This window comes from Inquilinus sp. (assembly GCF_039594555.1).
In the GTDB taxonomy this organism is placed as follows: domain Bacteria; phylum Pseudomonadota; class Alphaproteobacteria; order DSM-16000; family Inquilinaceae; genus Inquilinus.
Genome location: NZ_JBCNNF010000129.1, coordinates 1 through 16,499, shown reverse-complemented (window position 1 = coordinate 16,499; position 16,499 = coordinate 1). Strand labels below are relative to the sequence as shown.

17 protein-coding genes are annotated in these 16,499 nt (G+C 70.4%); 8 read left to right on the top strand and 9 right to left on the bottom strand.

Annotated features, from left to right (window positions below; translation table 11 throughout):
• Positions 1-58: 58 nt before the first annotated feature.
• From pstS to hrcA, 5 genes are all read right to left on the bottom strand, one after another.
• On the bottom strand, positions 59-1,120 hold the full coding sequence (pstS, locus tag ABDW35_RS15660; protein WP_343714810.1) for a phosphate ABC transporter substrate-binding protein PstS: 1,062 nt from the start codon (positions 1,118-1,120) through the stop codon (positions 59-61).
• A gap of 103 nt (positions 1,121-1,223) precedes the next feature.
• The gene (locus tag ABDW35_RS15655) at positions 1,224-2,660 is read right to left on the bottom strand and encodes an ATP-binding protein (protein WP_343714809.1); all 1,437 of its coding nucleotides are present in this window, start codon (positions 2,658-2,660) and stop codon (positions 1,224-1,226) included.
• A gap of 122 nt (positions 2,661-2,782) precedes the next feature.
• Positions 2,783-2,917 carry a hypothetical protein gene (locus tag ABDW35_RS15650; protein ID WP_343714808.1) on the bottom strand — a complete coding sequence of 45 codons (135 nt, stop codon included), beginning with the start codon at positions 2,915-2,917 and terminating at the stop codon, positions 2,783-2,785.
• Complete coding sequence (grpE, locus tag ABDW35_RS15645; protein ID WP_343714807.1) at positions 2,914-3,504, bottom strand: nucleotide exchange factor GrpE; 591 nt, start codon at positions 3,502-3,504, stop codon at positions 2,914-2,916. The genes ABDW35_RS15650 and grpE overlap by 4 nt, the downstream gene beginning before the upstream one ends.
• Before the next feature lie 14 nt (positions 3,505-3,518).
• A complete protein-coding gene (gene hrcA / locus ABDW35_RS15640) occupies positions 3,519-4,619 on the bottom strand; it encodes a heat-inducible transcriptional repressor HrcA (protein WP_343714806.1) in 1,101 nt (366 codons plus the stop codon).
• A gap of 115 nt (positions 4,620-4,734) precedes the next feature.
• On the opposite strand from hrcA, the gene rph reads away from it, so the two are divergent.
• Entirely contained in the window at positions 4,735-5,454 is a 720-nt protein-coding gene (rph, locus tag ABDW35_RS15635) for a ribonuclease PH (RefSeq protein ID WP_343714805.1), read from the top strand.
• 228 nt (positions 5,455-5,682) lie between these two features.
• On the top strand, positions 5,683-6,282 hold the full coding sequence (locus tag ABDW35_RS15630; RefSeq protein ID WP_343714804.1) for a hypothetical protein: 600 nt from the start codon (positions 5,683-5,685) through the stop codon (positions 6,280-6,282).
• A 53-nt stretch (positions 6,283-6,335) separates the two neighbouring features.
• On the opposite strand, the gene ABDW35_RS15625 is transcribed toward ABDW35_RS15630, so the two are convergent.
• Together ABDW35_RS15625 and ABDW35_RS15620 are read right to left on the bottom strand one after the other, a co-directional pair.
• Positions 6,336-6,860 (bottom strand): Mpo1-like protein, encoded by a 525-nt coding sequence (locus tag ABDW35_RS15625; RefSeq protein WP_343714803.1) that lies wholly within the window; start codon positions 6,858-6,860, stop codon positions 6,336-6,338.
• Between the two features lie 167 nt (positions 6,861-7,027).
• Complete coding sequence (locus ABDW35_RS15620; protein WP_343714802.1) at positions 7,028-7,891, bottom strand: NAD(P)-dependent oxidoreductase; 864 nt, start codon at positions 7,889-7,891, stop codon at positions 7,028-7,030.
• A 94-nt stretch (positions 7,892-7,985) separates the two neighbouring features.
• Between ABDW35_RS15620 and rdgB the strand changes: the two genes are divergently transcribed.
• Both rdgB and hemW read left to right on the top strand, forming a co-directional pair.
• Positions 7,986-8,618: an RdgB/HAM1 family non-canonical purine NTP pyrophosphatase gene (gene rdgB / locus ABDW35_RS15615; protein WP_343714801.1), complete on the top strand. Its 633-nt coding sequence runs from the start codon at positions 7,986-7,988 to the stop codon at positions 8,616-8,618.
• Positions 8,615-9,769: a radical SAM family heme chaperone HemW gene (hemW, locus tag ABDW35_RS15610; protein WP_343714800.1), complete on the top strand. Its 1,155-nt coding sequence runs from the start codon at positions 8,615-8,617 to the stop codon at positions 9,767-9,769. The genes rdgB and hemW overlap by 4 nt, the downstream gene beginning before the upstream one ends.
• Before the next feature lie 6 nt (positions 9,770-9,775).
• Here hemW and ABDW35_RS15605 read toward each other — a convergent pair whose 3' ends face one another.
• Positions 9,776-10,426: a dihydrofolate reductase family protein gene (locus tag ABDW35_RS15605; protein ID WP_343714799.1), complete on the bottom strand. Its 651-nt coding sequence runs from the start codon at positions 10,424-10,426 to the stop codon at positions 9,776-9,778.
• Between the two features lie 146 nt (positions 10,427-10,572).
• Here ABDW35_RS15605 and ABDW35_RS15600 point away from each other — a divergent pair, with 146 nt between their 5' ends.
• From ABDW35_RS15600 to ABDW35_RS15585, 4 genes are all read left to right on the top strand, one after another.
• On the top strand, positions 10,573-10,938 hold the full coding sequence (locus ABDW35_RS15600; RefSeq protein WP_343714798.1) for a VOC family protein: 366 nt from the start codon (positions 10,573-10,575) through the stop codon (positions 10,936-10,938).
• A gap of 78 nt (positions 10,939-11,016) precedes the next feature.
• Positions 11,017-13,791 carry a DNA polymerase I gene (gene polA, locus ABDW35_RS15595; RefSeq protein WP_343714797.1) on the top strand — a complete coding sequence of 925 codons (2,775 nt, stop codon included), beginning with the start codon at positions 11,017-11,019 and terminating at the stop codon, positions 13,789-13,791.
• A gap of 159 nt (positions 13,792-13,950) precedes the next feature.
• Positions 13,951-14,778: an SDR family oxidoreductase gene (locus ABDW35_RS15590; RefSeq protein WP_343714796.1), complete on the top strand. Its 828-nt coding sequence runs from the start codon at positions 13,951-13,953 to the stop codon at positions 14,776-14,778.
• A gap of 61 nt (positions 14,779-14,839) precedes the next feature.
• Positions 14,840-15,454 (top strand): LysE family translocator, encoded by a 615-nt coding sequence (locus ABDW35_RS15585; protein ID WP_343714795.1) that lies wholly within the window; start codon positions 14,840-14,842, stop codon positions 15,452-15,454.
• 4 nt (positions 15,455-15,458) lie between these two features.
• Here ABDW35_RS15585 and ABDW35_RS15580 read toward each other — a convergent pair whose 3' ends face one another.
• Positions 15,459-16,412: an oligopeptide/dipeptide ABC transporter ATP-binding protein gene (locus ABDW35_RS15580; RefSeq protein ID WP_343714794.1), complete on the bottom strand. Its 954-nt coding sequence runs from the start codon at positions 16,410-16,412 to the stop codon at positions 15,459-15,461.
• Between the last annotated feature and the right edge of the window lie 87 nt (positions 16,413-16,499).

Here is a 16,499-nt window from a genome sequence, read left to right as displayed (position 1 = left end):
GCACCGTGCGGTCGGTCGCGACCCGCACGGTGCCGTATCGATCAACGGCGGGCTGCGATCACTTGGACGCGGTCCAGATCGGCTTGCCGTCGGCGCCCTTGATGTTGTCGTTCCAGGTCTTCTCGACCATGTCGACGACCGCCTTCGGCATCGGCACGTAGTCGAGGCCTTCGGCGTCCGCGGTGCCCTTGGCATAGGCCCAGGCGAAGAACTGCAGCGCGGTGGCGGCGGCCGCCGGATCCTGCGGCTGCTTGTACATCAGGATGAAGCTGGCGCCGGTGATCGGCCAGCTCTCCGCACCCGGCTGGTTGGTCAGGATCAGGTAGTAGTTCTTGGCGTTGGCCCAATCCGCGTTGGCGGCGGCGGCCTGGAAGGTCTTCAGGCTCGGCTCGAGCACCTTGCCGTCATGGTTGACCATCTTGGCATAGGTCAGCTTGTTCTGCTTGACGTAGGCGTATTCGACATAGCCGATGCCGCCCTCGGTCTGCTGCACGGCGCCGGCGACGCCGGCATTGCCCTTGCCGCCGATGCCCGTCGGCCACTGCACCGAGGTGCTGGCACCGACGCTGTCCTTGAACTTGGCGTTCACGGCCGACAGGTAGTTGGTGAACAGGAAGGTGGTGCCGGAGCCGTCGGCGCGATAGGCCGGGGCGATGTCGGTGCTGGGCAGGTTGAGGTCGGGATTCAGCTTCTTGATCTTGGCGTCATCCCACTTGGTGATCTCGCCCAGATAGATCTCGGCGATGGTCTCGCCATCGAGCACCAGCTTGCCCGGCTCGACGCCGGGGATGTTCACGACCGGCACGACCCCGCCCATGACCATCGGGAACTGCACCAGCCCGGCGGCGTCCAGGTCTTCGGACTTCAGCGGCATGTCGGAAGCGCCGAAGGTGACGGTCTTGGCCTTGATCTGGTTGATGCCGCCGCCGGAGCCGATCGCCTGGTAGTTCAGGCCGACGCCGCTTTCCTTCTTATAGGTGTCCGCCCACTTGGCGTAGACCGGGGCCGGGAAGGTTGCGCCGGCGCCGGTGATGTCGGCCGCCTGGGACGCGCCCGCCACGAGGGCGAGCGCCGCGCCGATCGCGGCGCCGCGGAGGATGGATCGTGAAAACAGCTTCACGGGAATCTCCCTGTGATGGTGCGGCGCCCCCCTTAGGCGCCGTACGGTCAGACGGCCTGTGCCGTGTCCGAGCGCAGGCTATAAGTCGCCACCACCGAAGCTTTTAAGACAGTTCGGTTACAGTTTTATGAACCGCCTGGCCGGCGGCCTTGCCGGACGGCGCCGCGGGCAGGTGCACGGTGAAGACGCTGCCGCGGCCGACCTCGCTGTCGATCTCCAGCCGGCCGCGGTGGCGGCTGACGATGTGCTTGACGATGGCGAGGCCCAGGCCGGTGCCGCCGACGGCGCGGCTGCGCGCCGGGTCGACCCGGTAGAAGCGTTCGGTCAGGCGCGGCAGATGCTCGCGGGCGATGCCTTCGCCCTGATCGCTGACGCTCACCACCAGGCTGGTCCGTCGCCCCTCCCCGACGGTGCGGGCGGACAGGCCGACGACGCCGCCCTGGCGGCCGTAGTTGATGGCGTTCGACACCAGGTTCTGGAACACCTGATACAGCTGGTCGGAATCCCCGACCACCTGGGGCAGGTCCGGCGCCAGGTCGAGCTCGAGCCGCTGCGCCTTGCGCTGCGCCTTGAGCTCCAGCGCGTCGGCCACCGATTGCAGCAGCGGGCCGACGGTGACCCGCCCGGTCGGCGGCACATGCTCGTCCAGCTCGATCCGCGACAGCGACAAGAGGTCGTTGACCAGCCGCGACATGCGCTCGGCCTGCTGCTGCATGATGCCGAGGAAGCGCTCGCGCGCCGCCGCATCGTCCTTCGCCGGGCCGCGCAGCGTCTCGATGAAGCCCATCAGGCTCGACAGCGGCGTGCGCAGCTCATGGCTGGCATTGGCGACGAAGTCGGCCCGCATCTGCTCGACCCGCTTGGACGCGGTGAGGTCGTAGAAGGTGACCAGCAGCGCCGGCTCGGGCCGGTCGCCGGATTCGCGCTCGCCCGCGTCGCCGCGCCGCTCGAAGCGCTGGATTCGCACCTCGAATTCGCGCTCGATCGGCACCGGCAGGTTCAGCGGCACGGTCAGCATCGGACCGCCGGCGAGGACGGCGTCGACCGCGGCGATGATCTCCGGATGACGGATCGCCTCGGCCAGGTCGCGGCCCAGCAGCCCCTCGCCGAACAGCCGCTCGGCGGCGCCGTTGGCGCGCAGCACGCTGCGGTCGCCGGCCAGCACCAGGATCGGGTCGTCCTGCGCCTCCAGGATCTCCGACGCGGTCTGCAGCTCGACCGCCAGGCTGCGCTCGCGGCCGCGGGCATGGCGCTGCAGCCGCTGCAGGTGCAGGAACAGGATCTGGCCGATCTCGGTCGCGGGCCGCGGCGGCCGCTCCGGCGCCTCGGCGGTCGAGGCCTCGATGTGCCGGCGCAGCAGGTCGAGGTCGCGCAGCAGGCGCCAGGCGAACAGGCCGGCCACGCCGACCACGATCAGCATGCCGCCCGCCGCCAGCCAGACGCCGATCCCGCCGGTCCCGGCCGAGACGAGCAGCAGCGCGATCACCAGAGCGGCGATCACGCCGATGCCGAACAGGTGGCGATAGATCGGACCGGCCATGCCAACGCGCCTCGAGCAGCGAGCCTCAGAATACCCCGATCATGCGGGAAGCGGCGACGCTACTCGCGCTCGATGACGGTTTCGTGTCGCCCGCCGCACATGGCGGCGGGTGCCGCCATGCGTCAGGAGGGGACCGAGACGCCGGCACCGGCGCCCATATAGACGCCCTTGGCCGGCTTGTCCGACGACCGCTCGCAGGCGGCGGCGCCGACCGCCACCGCCAGCAGCAGGGCCAGGAGGCCGAGGCGCCGCATCATTCGCCCCGCGCCACGCCAACCATCGCCGGGCGCAGCAACCGGCCCTGCAGCACATAGCCGGGCTGGACCACCTGGACGACGGTGCCGGACGGCTTGCCGGTGCCCGGCAGCTCGAACATGGCCTGGTGGAAGTTCGGGTCGAAGGTCTCGCCGACCGGCTCGATCCGGGTCACGCCGTGGCGCTCGAAGGCGGCGAGCAGCTGGCGCTCGGTGGCGGCGACGCCGTCGACCAGGGTCTTCAGCGCCGCATCGGCCTCGACCGCCTCGGCCGGCACCGCGTCGATGGCGCGGCGCAGGTTGTCGGCGGCGTCGAGCAGCGACTTGGCGAAGCCGGAGATGGCGTATTTCGCCGTGTCCTCGCGCTCGCGCTCCGACCGGCGGCGGATGTTCTCGGTCTCCGCCATGGCGCGCAGCGTCTGGTCCTTCAGCTTGGCGGTCTCGGCCTCGAGCTCGGCGATCCGCTCCAGCGCCGCGGTCAATGCCGCGTCGCCGCCGTCCGCGGCCTCGGATTCGGCGACACCCTCGACCTCGGGCCTCGCGGCCCCGGTCTCCGGCTCCGTCGCCTCGGGGCGGGGCTCGGCGGACATCGTCTTGTTGTGCATCATGCTACCTGGTTCGTGGTCTCGTTGGTTCTGAGGAGACGGCCTATCATCTTCGCGGTGTAATCCACCATCGGGATGATGCGCGCATAGTTCAGCCGGGTCGGCCCGATCACGCCGACGGCGCCGACCACGCGCTGGTCGCTGCCCTTGTACGGGGCGATGATCATCGAGCAGCCGGTGTGGCTGAACAGCCCGTTCTCGGCGCCGATGAAGATCTGCACGCCCTCGGCGGCGTTGGCCGCGTCGAGCATCTTGAGCAGCGCCTCCTTGGTCTCCAGCGCCTGGAACAGGCCGCGGATGCGCTCCAGATCCTCCAGCGCGGTGACGTCGTTGAGCAGGCGCGACTGGCCTTTGACGATCAGCGTGCCGCCCCCGCCGCCGCTCCAGGTGGCGAGGCCGGCCGCCACCACCTTGGCGGCGAGGCTGTCGAGCTGGCTCTTCTGCGCCTCGATCTCGCCCAGCACCTCGGCCCGGGCCTCGCCGATGGTGCGGCCGACGATGCGGGCGTTGAGATAGTTCGTGACATGGACGAAGGTCGAGGCCGGCAGGCCCAGCGGCACCTCCAGCACCCGGTTCTCGACCATGCCGTCCTCGGTCACCAGCACCACCAAGGCGCGGCCGGGCGACAGGTTGACGAATTCGATATGCTTCAGCGGCCGGTCGGTCTTCGGCGCCAGCACCAGCCCGGCGCAGGCCGACAGGCCGGAGAGGGCGGAGGTCGCCTCCTCCAGCATCTCCGAAACGCCGCGCCCGGCCTGGGCGCACAGTGCCTCGATCGAGGCACGCTCGCTCTCACCGACATCGCCGAGCTGCATCAGCCCATGCACGAACAGGCGCAAGCCCGCATCGGTCGGCAACCGCCCGGCCGAGGTGTGCGGGGCGTAGAGCAGCCCGGCATCCTCGAGGTCGGACATGACGTTGCGGATCGTCGCCGGCGACAGCGACATGCCGAGCCGGCGCGACAGCGTGCGGCTGCCCACCGGCTCGCCCGACTGGACATAGGCATCGACGATCAGGCGGAAGATCTCCCGCGATCGCTCGTCGAGGTCCCGGAACGCTTGGCCGCCGGATCGGCTGGAAAGTTCATTCAACATGCTCATGGCCATCGCCACGCTATGTAGGCACCGTTCCACCCGAATCAACGATCCCGGGCTTTACGGGCAGGACCCGCGAGGATAGCGTGCGCGTCCTTCGCCGAGAACAGAAAGCGACCCCATGCGACCGTCCGGACGCGCCTTCGACGCCCTGCGCGCCATCAGCCTCGAGACCGACGTCAACAAATACGCCGAGGGCTCGTGCCTGGTGAAGTTCGGCGACACCCATGTGCTGTGCACCGCCTCGGTCGATGAGCGGGTGCCGTCCTGGCTGAAGAACGGCGGCAAGGGCTGGGTCACGGCGGAATACGGCATGCTGCCGCGCGCCACCGACCAACGCACCGACCGCGAGGCGGCACGCGGCAAGCAGACCGGGCGGACGCAGGAGATCCAGCGCCTGATCGGCCGGTCGCTGCGCGCCGTCACCGACCTGAAGGCGCTGGGCGAGATCCAGGTCAAGGTCGATTGCGACGTGCTGCAGGCCGATGGCGGCACCCGCACCGCCGCGATCACCGGCGGCTATGTCGCGCTGGTGCTGGCGCTGCGCCACCTGGTGCAGATCCGCAAGATCAAGGCGCTGCCGCTGATTGACAGCGTCGCCGCCATCTCCTGCGGGCTCTATCAGGGCCAGGCGGTGCTGGACCTCGACTACGCCGAGGATTCGAGCGCCCAGGCCGACGCCAACTTCGTCATCACCGGCAAGGGCGGGCTGGTCGAGGTGCAGGCGACGGCGGAGCAGACCCCGTTCAGCCGGGCCGAGTTCGAGGCGCTGCTGGCGCTGGCCGAGCAGGGCACGGCCGAGTTGGCGGCGATCCAGAAGGCGGCGCTGGGCGAGGGCTGAGAGCCCTTTCGCGAACGCTATGGCGAGGCCGTCTGACGGCGGACTCGAAGCTTCCGGTGCTCACGCACCAAACGTGCGCTGCGCTCCGGTTCTCGAAACCACCGCCAGCCGACTCACGCCAGCGCATTCTCAAAAAGGCTCTGCGTCCTGCCGGGGATGCGGCGCCCCGGCGCTTGAGTTGCAGGGCGTGCCCGTGAAATCCTGCCGGCCCGCGGGCGGGAGGGCTTCATGGGCGCGTTCTCGATCTGGCACTGGGTGATCGTCTCCCTGTTCATGGGGATCAGCGCCCCCGTGCCCGGAGTCCCCGAGGCGATCTCGAACGCCCTCTCGGCGCTCCGCGGCCTGACCGCCCTGCCCCAGGCCGAGAAGCTGATCGACTACGCGCCTGAAGCGGGCGGGCCGGTCCTGTACCGGCTGCCCGGCAATGTCTGCTTCCTCCGGCTCGGCGGTCAGGCCGGCCAGACGGAGTGGGTGCGGCGCGACGAGCGGAACCGGATCGAGATCCTGGTCTCCGCCCCCGGGCTGGCGAAGGCCGGCGGACGGTTCGAGCCCGAGGGCACGGCCGAGTTGCGGCTGGGGACTCACACCGTCGCGGTCCCGGTCGCGTCGCCCGGCCTGCCGACCTGGCGCTTCACGCTGGAGGAGACGCCGGCGCTGCAGGAAACGCTCGATGCCGACGAGGCGACGCTGCGCTTCACCGCGATCCGCGGCGGCAAGCCGGTGCCGGAGGAGACCCTGACCATCGCCGCAGGCAATCTCTGGCAGGCGATCCAGGGCTTGGAGTCCTGCGCCGCCGGCGCCGAGCCGCCGGGCGTGGTCGGGCCTTAGCCGGGTCGCGGCCCGGCTTCTGAAGACAGCCGCCACCGGTCGTCAGGGCAGTCCTACGACGGTCTCCGGCCCCACGCCGCCGCCGCAGCCTCGACCCGGTGCTTCAGGCCGGAGCGGAGGCCGAGGGCGAAGGCGGTCTCGGCCATCAGGAACATCGGGCCGATCAGCAGCTGGAACAGGTTCGACAGGAAGGCCGGCCGCTTGCCTTCATAGGCATGGCCGACCAGCTGCAGCGCCCAGCCGCCGACGAACAGCACGGCGACGACGGTCCAGGTGACCGTGGCCGACGCGCCGCCGGCCACGGCATGGGCGACGATCAGCCCCGGGATCACCACCACCGCCATGGCCAGGCCGAGCCCGAGATCGAGCGCGATCCAGAGCAGCCAGACCAGCAGGGCGACGAGATCGGCCAGCGTCGCCGGCCAGCCGCCGATGCTGCCGAGCGGCACCGTCGCCAGCGCCACCAGCACCGCCAGGATGATCGCCGGGATGCCGAAGAAATGGGTCAGCCGGTTGCGGCCGTCGCGGTGGAAGCTGGTGTACATCGCCATCTGGCGATCGAACAGATCCGAAGCCATACGCGATCCTCCCCGAGAGGAGAATAAACCCAGCCAGAGTGTCGTACCAACAAATGCAACAGAACCGTCATCGCGAGCCCCGCAGGGGTGTGGCGATCCAGCGGCACCGGCCTGTGGATCGCCACGGCGCTTCGTGCCTCGCGATGACGGCTTAAGTCATCCCGGCTTCAGTCTTGGAGAGCCAGCAGCAGGCTGGACGTATCCACCCGGCCGCCGGCCTTGGCCTGGACCGCGGAGTAGAACTGGTCGACCAGCGCCGTCACCGGCAGCCGGGCGCCGTTGGTCTTCGCCTCCTGGAAACAGATGCCCAGGTCCTTGCGCATCCAGTCGATGGCGAAGCCGAAGTCGAACTTGCCCTGCAGCATGGTGCGGCCGCGATTCTCCATCTGCCAGCTCTGCGCCGCGCCCTTGGAGATGACGTCGAGCACCAGGTTGCCGTCGAGCCCCGCCTTCTGGGCGAAGTTCAGCCCCTCGGCCAGGGCCTGGACCAGCCCGGCGATGCAGATCTGGTTGACCATCTTGGTCAGCTGGCCAGACCCCGCCGGGCCCATCAGGGTGCAGGCGCGGGCATAGCTGTCGATCACCGGCTTGGCGATGGCAAAGACCGCGTCGCGCCCGCCGCACATCACCGTCAGCACGCCGTTCTCCGCCCCCGCCTGGCCGCCGGAGACCGGCGCGTCGAGGAAGCCGAAGCCCAGCCGGTCGGCCTCGGCCTCCAGCTCGCGGGCGATGTCGGCCGACGCGGTGGTGTGGTCGACCAGGATGGCGCTGCCGGACATGCCGGCGAAGGCGCCGTCCGGCCCCTTGACCACGGAGCGGATGTCGTCGTCGTTGCCGACGCACATGAACACGATGGCGGCGTCCTTCGCCGCCTCAGCCGGGGTCGGCGCCCAGGCCCCGCCATGGCGCTCCGCCCAGGCCTCGGCCTTCGCCGCGGTGCGGTTGAAGACGGTGACCTCGTGCCCCGCCTTGACCAGATGCCCCGCCATCGGCGCGCCCATGACGCCCATGCCCAGGAATGCGACCTTCATCGTCCTCGCCCCTACCGCCATGCGTTGGAGGCGACACAGTGCACCAACCGCCGCCTTTGATTCCAGCCTCCGGCGCGCGTATCTGATGCCCATCATGACGAACGCCGCCTCCCCCGCCCGCCGCTTCGCCGGCGACCACCTGGTCATCGCCAGCCACAACAAGGGCAAGATCCCGGAGATCGCCGCCCTGCTGGAAGGCCGCGTGGCGCGCCTGACCTCCGCCGCCGACCACGGCGTGCCGGAGCCGGAGGAGACCGGAACGACCTTCATCGCCAATGCCGAGTTGAAGGCCCGCTTCGTCGCCGCGGCCACCGGCCTGCCGTCGCTGGCCGACGACAGCGGCGTGTCCGTCACCGGCCTGGGCGGCGATCCCGGCATCTACTCCGCCCGCTGGGCCGAGAAGCCCGACGGGACCGGCCGCGACTTCGCCTATGCCATGGAGCAGGTGCGGCTGAAGCTGGGCGACAACCCGGACCGCAGCGCCCGCTTCGTCTGCGCCCTGTCGCTGTGCTGGCCGGACGGCCATTGCGAGACGGTCGAGGGCGAGATCCGCGGCCGGCTGGCCTGGCCGGCGCGCGGCACCAAGGGCTTCGGCTACGACCCGATCTTCGTGCCGGACGGCCATGACCGCACCTTCGGCGAGATGGAATCGGCCGAGAAGCACGCCATGAGCCACCGCGCCGACGCCTTCCGCAAGCTGGTGGCGCGCTGCTTCGAGGGCGGATGACCGCCCCCGGCTTCGCCCTCTATGTCCATTGGCCGTTCTGCCGGTCGAAATGCCCGTATTGCGACTTCAACTCGCATGTCCGGGAGCAGGTCGAGCATGAGCGCTGGCGCCGGGCGCTGGTGGCGGAGTTGGACCATTTCGCCGACCTGACGCCGGGCCGGACGCTGACCTCGATCTTCTTCGGCGGCGGCACCCCGTCGCTGATGCAGCCGGCCACCGCCGCTGCGGTGATCGACCGTGCCGCCGAGCGCTGGGGCCTGGCGCCGGATGTCGAGATCACGCTGGAGGCGAACCCGACCTCGGTCGAATCGCATCTCTTCTCCGGCTTCCGCGCCGCCGGGGTGAACCGGGTGTCGCTCGGCGTCCAGGCGCTGGACGAGGCGTCGCTGCGCTTCCTCGGCCGCAACCATTCGGCCGAGGAGGCGCTGGCCGCCGTCGGCCTGGCCGCCCGGCATTTCGGCCGCTTCTCCTTCGACATGATCTACGCCCGGCCGGGCCAGACCGTGGCCGGCTGGACGGCGGAACTGCGCCGGGCGCTAGACCACGCCGTCGGCCACATCTCGGCCTATCAGCTGACGATCGAGCAGGGCACCCGCTTCCACACGCTCTATTCCCGCGGCGAGCTGGTGCTGCCGGACGAGGACACTCAGGCCGCGCTTTACGAGGCCACGGCCGAGGTGCTGGGCTCGGCCGGCCTGCCCGGCTACGAGATCTCGAACCACGCCCGGCCGGGTGAGGAATCGCGCCACAACCTGACCTATTGGCGCTATGGCGACTATGTCGGCGTGGGACCGGGCGCGCATGGCAGGCTGACGCTGAACGACGGCAAATGGGGCACCCGCACCCACCGGGCGCCGGAGGTGTGGCTGGGGCGGGTCGAGGCCGCCGGCCATGCCGAGCATGAGCGCGAGGCGGTGCCGCCGGAAAGCCGGCGCGACGAGATGCTGATGATGGGGCTGCGCCTGGCCGAGGGCGTGCCGAAGTCGCGCATCGCCGACGAATCCGGCCTGCCCTTCGACCGCGCGATCGACCGCCGCCGGCTGGACAGGCTGGTGGCCGGCGGCTTCCTGGCGGAGACTGGAAGCCGCATCATGGCCACCCCCGCCGGCCGCCAGCGCCTGGACGCCGTGCTGGCGGCGCTGCTGGGGTAAGGCCCCTCAGCGCTGCTTCGTCACCATGATGTGGGTGGCTTTCGGGCTGCTGACGCGCTCGCCGACGGCATAGCCGAGGGCGGCGAGGTCGAGCCCGGCGAACAGGTTCTCGCCGCTGCCCAGCAGAACCGGCGCCTGGGCCAGGTGCATCTCGTCGATCAGGCCCCTGGCCAGGTACTGCCGGACGGTGGCGACGCCGCCGCCGACCCGCACATCCTTGTTGCCAGCGGCCTGCCGCGCCTGGCGCAGCGCCGAATCGATGCCGTCGGTGACGAAGTGGAAGACGGTGCCGCCCTTCATCTCGATCGACGGCCGGGCATGGTGGGTCAGGACGAAGACCGGCACGTGATAGGGCGGGGTGTCGCCCCACCAGCCCTTCCAGCTGTCGTCGGGCCAGGGGCCGCGCACCGGTCCGAACATGTTCCGGCCCAGGATCCAGGCGCCGAGATTTTCGAAGCTGCGGGCGGCGAAATCCTCGTCGATGCCGGTCTCGCCATCCTCCTTGCCGAACACCATCCTCTGCATGGTGCGGGTCGGGAAGGCCCATTGCGGCAGCACCATGCCGCCCTTGCCGAACGGGTTCTCGAGACTCTGCTCCGGCGCGGCGCCGTAGCCGTCGAGCGATATGGAGAAGGCGCGGACGACGAGCTTGGACATGGCGGCGTTCCTCCAGGTGATCTCGCTTTCTGATTTCGTATAGCAATCAGTTAACCGATCAGTAAACACAATCACACGGTCACGCCCTGTCCGCATGCCGTCGCCGGAGCTATCTTTTCGGCCGGCTCACCCAGGGAGGCAGCGTCATGGCGTCGGTCCGGTACATCGTCCGCGACGTGGACCAAGCGGTCGCATTCTATACGGAGAGCCTGGGATTCCGGCTGCAGCAGCAGTTCGGGCCGGCCATGGCGATCCTCGAGCGGGACGGGCTGACCCTGTGGGTCGCCGGTCCCGCCGCCTCGGCCAGCCGGCCGATGCCGGACGGAAGCAGGCCGGAGCCCGGCGGCTGGAACCGATTCGTGCTCCAGGTCGACGACCTGCCGACGTTGGTCGCCGATCTGCGCGGCCGCGGCGTGCGGTTCCGCAACGACATCGTCACCGGCCCCGGCGGCCGGCAGATCCTGTGCGAGGACCCGTCCGGCAACGTGGTCGAGCTGTTCCAGCCGGCCTGAGCGCCGCCCGACCGGGTGGACACCCGCCCTCCGGCGCGGCATGGTCGCGCTCTGTTCCCGTCCGGAGAGGGCCCGCCGATGTCGACCACGCCGAAGACCTATTATCTGATCGACGGCTCGGGCTACATCTTCCGCGCCTTCCACGCCTTGCCGATGATGATGCGCAAGTCGGACGGGCTGCCGGTGAACGCCGTCTACGGCTTCACCAACATGCTGATCCGCCTCTTGGCCGATCTCGACGCCGACCACCTGGCGGTGATCTACGACAAGTCGGAGCGCAGCTTCCGCAAGGAGATCTACCCCGCCTACAAGGCGCAGCGGCCGGACCCGCCGGAGGAGCTGATCCCGCAATTCCCGCTGATCCGCGCCACCAGCGAGGCCTTCAACCTGCCGGGCATCGAGATCGAGGGCTTCGAGGCCGACGACATCATCGCCACCTATTGCCGGATGGCGCGGGAGGAGGGATCGCGCGCCGTCATCGTCTCCTCCGACAAGGACATGATGCAGCTGGTCGGCGACGGCGTGACCATGCTGGACCCGATCAAGAACAAGCCGATCGACGCCGCCGAGGTGATGGAGAAGTTCGGCGTGGCGCCGGACCGGGTGATCGACGTGCAGGCCCTGGCCGGCGACAGCGTCGACAACGTGCCGGGCGTGCCCGGCATCGGCATCAAGACCGCGGCCCAGCTGATCACCGAATATGGCGACCTCGATGCCCTGCTGGCCCGGGCCGGCGAGATCAAGCAGCCGAAGCGGCGAGAATCCCTGATCCAGTATGCCGAGCAGGCGCGGATCAGCCGCGAGCTGGTGAAGCTGCGCAGCGACGCGCCGGTGCCGTTCGGCCTCGAGGGCATCGTCGCCCGGCCGCCGGACCGGTCGAAGCTGGTGCGCTTCCTGGAGGAGATGGAGTTCCGGTCGACCATCACCCGGGTCGAGGCGTCGTTCGACAAGCTGGGCACCACCGGCGACGACGAGCCGGACCTGGCCGCGCCCGGCAAGCCGGAGGCGATCGCCCAGGACTACCAGCTGGTGCAGGACGTGGCGGCGCTGCAGCGCTGGGCCGATGCGGCGGTCGAGGCCGGGGTGCTGGCGATCGACACCGAGACCAACTCGCTGGACGCCGAGGCGGCGATGCTGTGCGGCATCTCCCTGGCCGTCGCCCCCGGCAAGGCCTGCTACATCCCGGTGGCCCATGTGCCGCCGGAGGGCGACGGGCTGAACTTCGGCGGCCAGACGCTGCAGCAGATCCCGATCGCGGAGATCCGCCGCATCCTGGGGCCGGTGCTGGTCGACCCGTCGGTGCTGAAGGTCGGGCACAACCTGAAATACGACGCCCATGTGCTGGGCCGGCCCGATATCGGCCTGCCGATCACGCCATGGGACGACACCATGCTGATCTCCTACGTCCTCGACGGCGGGGCGCATGGCCATGGCATGGATGAGCTGTCGGAGCTGCATCTGCAGCACCGCACCATCCCCTATTCCTCGGTCTGCGGCACCGGCAAGAACGCCATCACCTTCGACAAGGTGCCGCTGGACAAGGCCCTGGCCTATGCCGCCGAGGACGCCGACATCACCCTGCGCCTGCACATGCTGCTGAAGCCGCGGCTGGTCGGCGAGCGCATGACGACGGTCTACGAGACCATCGAACGGCCGCTGGTCGGCGTCATCTCGGACATGGAGATGGCGGGGATCAAGGTCGACCGCGCCGCTTTGGCCCGGCTGTCGATGGAATTCGCCGAGCGCATGGCGGCGCTGGAGGCGGAGATCCATGTCTCGGCCCAGGGCCCGTTCAACGTCGGCAGCCCGAAGCAGCTGGGCGAGGTGCTGTTCGAGCGCCTGGGCATCCCCGGCGGCAAGAAGAGCAGCAAGACCGGCGCCTATTCCACCGATTCGAGCGTGCTGGAGCAGTTGGCGGCACAGGGCCACACCATCGCCAGCCAGATCCTGGAATGGCGCCAGCTGGCCAAGCTGAAGGGCACCTACACCGACGCGCTGCAGGCCCAGATCAACGAGAAGAGCGGGCGGGTCCACACCTCCTTCTCGCTGGCCGCGACCAACACCGGCCGCCTGTCCTCGAACGAGCCGAACCTGCAGAACATCCCGATCCGCACCGAGGAGGGGCGCAAGATCCGCTACGCCTTCGTGGCGGAGCCGGGGCACAGGCTGGTCTCGGTCGACTACAGCCAGATCGAGCTGCGGCTGGTGGCGCAGATCGCCGATGTGGCGCTGCTGAAGCAGGCCTTCCTTGACGGCACCGACATCCATGCGATGACCGCCAGCCAGGTGTTCAACGTGCCGCTGGCGGAGATGACGCCGGAGACGCGGCGCAAGGCCAAGGCCATCAATTTCGGCATCATCTACGGCATCTCCGGCTTCGGCCTCGCGGCGCAGCTGGGCATCCCGCAGGGCGAGGCCACGGCCTTCATCCGCGCATATCTCGACCGGCTGCCGGAGCTGAAGGCCTGGATGGACGAGACCAAGCGCGTGGCGCGCGAGCGCGGCTGGGTCGAGACCCTGTTCGGCCGCAAATGCCACGTGCCGGGAATCAAGGACCCCAACCCGGCCCGCCGCGCCTTCGCCGAGCGCCAGGCCATCAACGCCCCGATCCAGGGCACCGCGGCCGACATCATCAAGCGCGCCATGGGCAAGCTGCCGCATGCGCTGGCCGATGCCGGGCTGAAGGCGCGGATGCTGCTGCAGGTGCATGACGAGCTGCTGTTCGAGGCGCCGGAGGACGAGGCCCAGCGCACCGCCGAGCTGGCTCAAGCGGTGATGCAGTCGGCAGCGACGCTGGAGGTGCCGCTGATCGCCGAGGCCGGGATCGGGCACAGCTGGGCCGAAGCGCACTGAGGCACCAGGCCGCTAGAGTGGAGCCCCCTTGCTGTCATGCCCGGGCTTGACCCGGGCATCCAGAGACTGTCGAGACCTTCTGGATTGCTGGGTCAAGCCCGGCAATGACAGTGTGGGGAGGGCTTTCACCCGATGGCCCCGAGGGAAGGGAACGAGATCATGGGTGAAGTGATCGACTTCGCCGGCAAGGCAGTGTTCGTCGCCGGCGGCACCAGCGGCATCAACCTCGGCATCGCGCTGGGCTTCGCCCGGGCCGGGGCGCGGGTGGCGGTGATGAGCCGCAGCCAGGAGAAGGTCGACGCCGCCGTGGCCCGGCTGCGCGAGACGGGCGCCGAGGCCATGGGTGCCGCCGCCGATGTGCGCGACTACGCCGCCACCGAGGCGGCGCTGAAGGCCGTGCATGACGCCTGGGGCGATCTCGACGTGCTGGTCTCGGGCGCCGCGGGGAACTTCCCGGCGCCGGCGCTGGGCATGTCGGCGAACGGCTTCAAGTCTGTGGTCGACATCGACCTGCTGGGCAGCTTCCACGTGCTGCGCGCCGCCCACCCGTTCCTGCGCAAGCCGGGGGCGTCGGTGATCAACATCTCCGCCCCGCAGGCTGAGGCGCCGATGGCGATGCAGGCCCATGTCTGCGCCGCCAAGGCCGGCGTCGACATGCTGACCCGGGTGCTGGCGATGGAGTGGGGCCGCGACGGCATCCGCATCAACTCCGTCATCCCCGGCCCGATCGACGGGACCGAGGGCATGGCCCGGCTGGCGCCGACGCCGCAGGCCCGCGCTTTGGTCCAGCGCAGCGTGCCGCTGGGCCGGATGGGCGCGGCCGAGGACATCGCCGCCGCCTGCCGCCTCCTCTCCTCCCCGCTGGCCGTCTTCATCACCGGCGCGGTGCTGCCGGTCGATGGCGGCTGGTCGCTGGGCGGCGCCGCCGCCTCGATGGGCATCATCGCCGAGCAGGCGATGGCCGCGGCGGCCAAGGCGAAGGGATAGCCCCTTCCCTGCCGCCCCCGGCCGTGGGAGCGTGGCCGCTTCGGTTCGGAGGAGGCCGCCCATGACCATCGAGGTCTATCTCGCCTACATCGCCGCCTGCATCCTGGTCGCGATCATCCCGGGGCCGTCGGTGACGCTGATCATCGCCAACAGCCTGACCCACGGCACCCGCGCCGGGCTGCTCAACGTGCTCGGCGGACAGATCGGCCTGCTGGTCATGCTCGGCGTGCTGGTGGTCGGCCTCGCCGCGGTGGTCGAGGCGATGGGCCATTGGTTCGACTGGCTGCGCCTGGCCGGCGCCGCGTATCTGGTCTGGATCGGCTGGAAGCTGCTGCGCGCCCCGGACCCGGCGGCCGAGCCCGGAAGCCTGCGGCCACCGCGCGGTGGCTTCGTGCTGCAGGGCCTGCTGGTGGCGCTGAGCAACCCGAAGATGCTGCTGTTCTTCGGCGCCTTCATTCCCCAGTTCGTGCAGCCCGGCGGCGACCAGTCGAGCCAGGTGCTGCTGCTCGGCGTCACCGCCCTGATCGTCGCGGCGCTGTCCGACGGCATGTACGCCCTGGCGACCGGCCGGGCCGGCAGCGCCCTGTCGCGCCGGCATGTGCGGCTGGTGTCGCGCACCGGCGGCGTCTGCCTGATCGGCGGCGGGGTGTGGCTGGCGTTCACGCGGGCGCGGTAGCGGCTCACGATCCCTCTCCCGCGATCAGGCACGCCGCCTCTTGTCCCCCGCCGAGGTCGACCCGCGGCGGGTCCTCCCGCGCGCAGCGGTCGAAGGCGAGCGGGCAGCGGGTGCGGAAGCGGCAGCCGCTGGGCGGCCGGCGCGGGCTGGGCGGGTCGCCCTGCAGCAGGATGCGCTGCGCCCCCGGCGCCGGGCGCAGCCGCGGCACGGCGGAGAGCAGCGCCCTCGTGTAGGGATGGCCGGGCTGCGCCCAGACCCGCCCGGTCGGCCCGCTCTCGACGATGCGGCCCAGATGCATCACCGCCACCCGGTCGGCGACATGGCGCACCACCGCCAGGTCGTGGCTGATGAAGAGATAGGCCAGGCCCAGTTCGGCCCTGAGCTCGGCCAGCAGGTCCAGCACCTGGGCGCGGACCGAGACGTCGAGCGCCGAGACCGGCTCGTCGCAGATCACCAGCCGCGGCCGCGGAGCGAGCGCCCGGGCGATGGCGACGCGCTGGCGCTGGCCGCCGGACAACTCATGCGGGTATCTGTCGGCAAGGCCCGAGCCCAGCCCGACCCGATCGAGCAGCCAGGCGACGCGGCCGCGCCGCTCGGCCCGCACCACGCCGGCGACGCGCAGCGGGTCCTCGACCGCCGTGCCGACCGTGTCGCGCGGGTTGAGCGAGCCGGCGGGGTCCTGGAACACCAGCTGGATCTGCGCCCTGAGCGGCCCGAGGGCATGGCCCTGGCGGCGGGTGACGTCCTGCCCGGCGAAGCGGATCGCGCCGCTGTCGGGATCGGCCAGCCGCGCCGCCAGCCGTCCGAGGGTCGACTTGCCCGAGCCGGACTCGCCGACCAGGCCCAGCACCTCGCCCGGCGCGACCGTGAGCGACACGCCGTCGACCGCCTGCACCGCGTCGGGCGCGCGGCCGAAGCGCTTCACCACGCCATCGAGCTGCAGCAGCGGCTCGATCATGGCCTGCCCCTCGCCAAGAGCCGCCGGTCACCCCTTTGAGTCCCCCCTCCCCTTGCGGGAGGGGGGTAGGGGGAGGGGGTTCGTGCC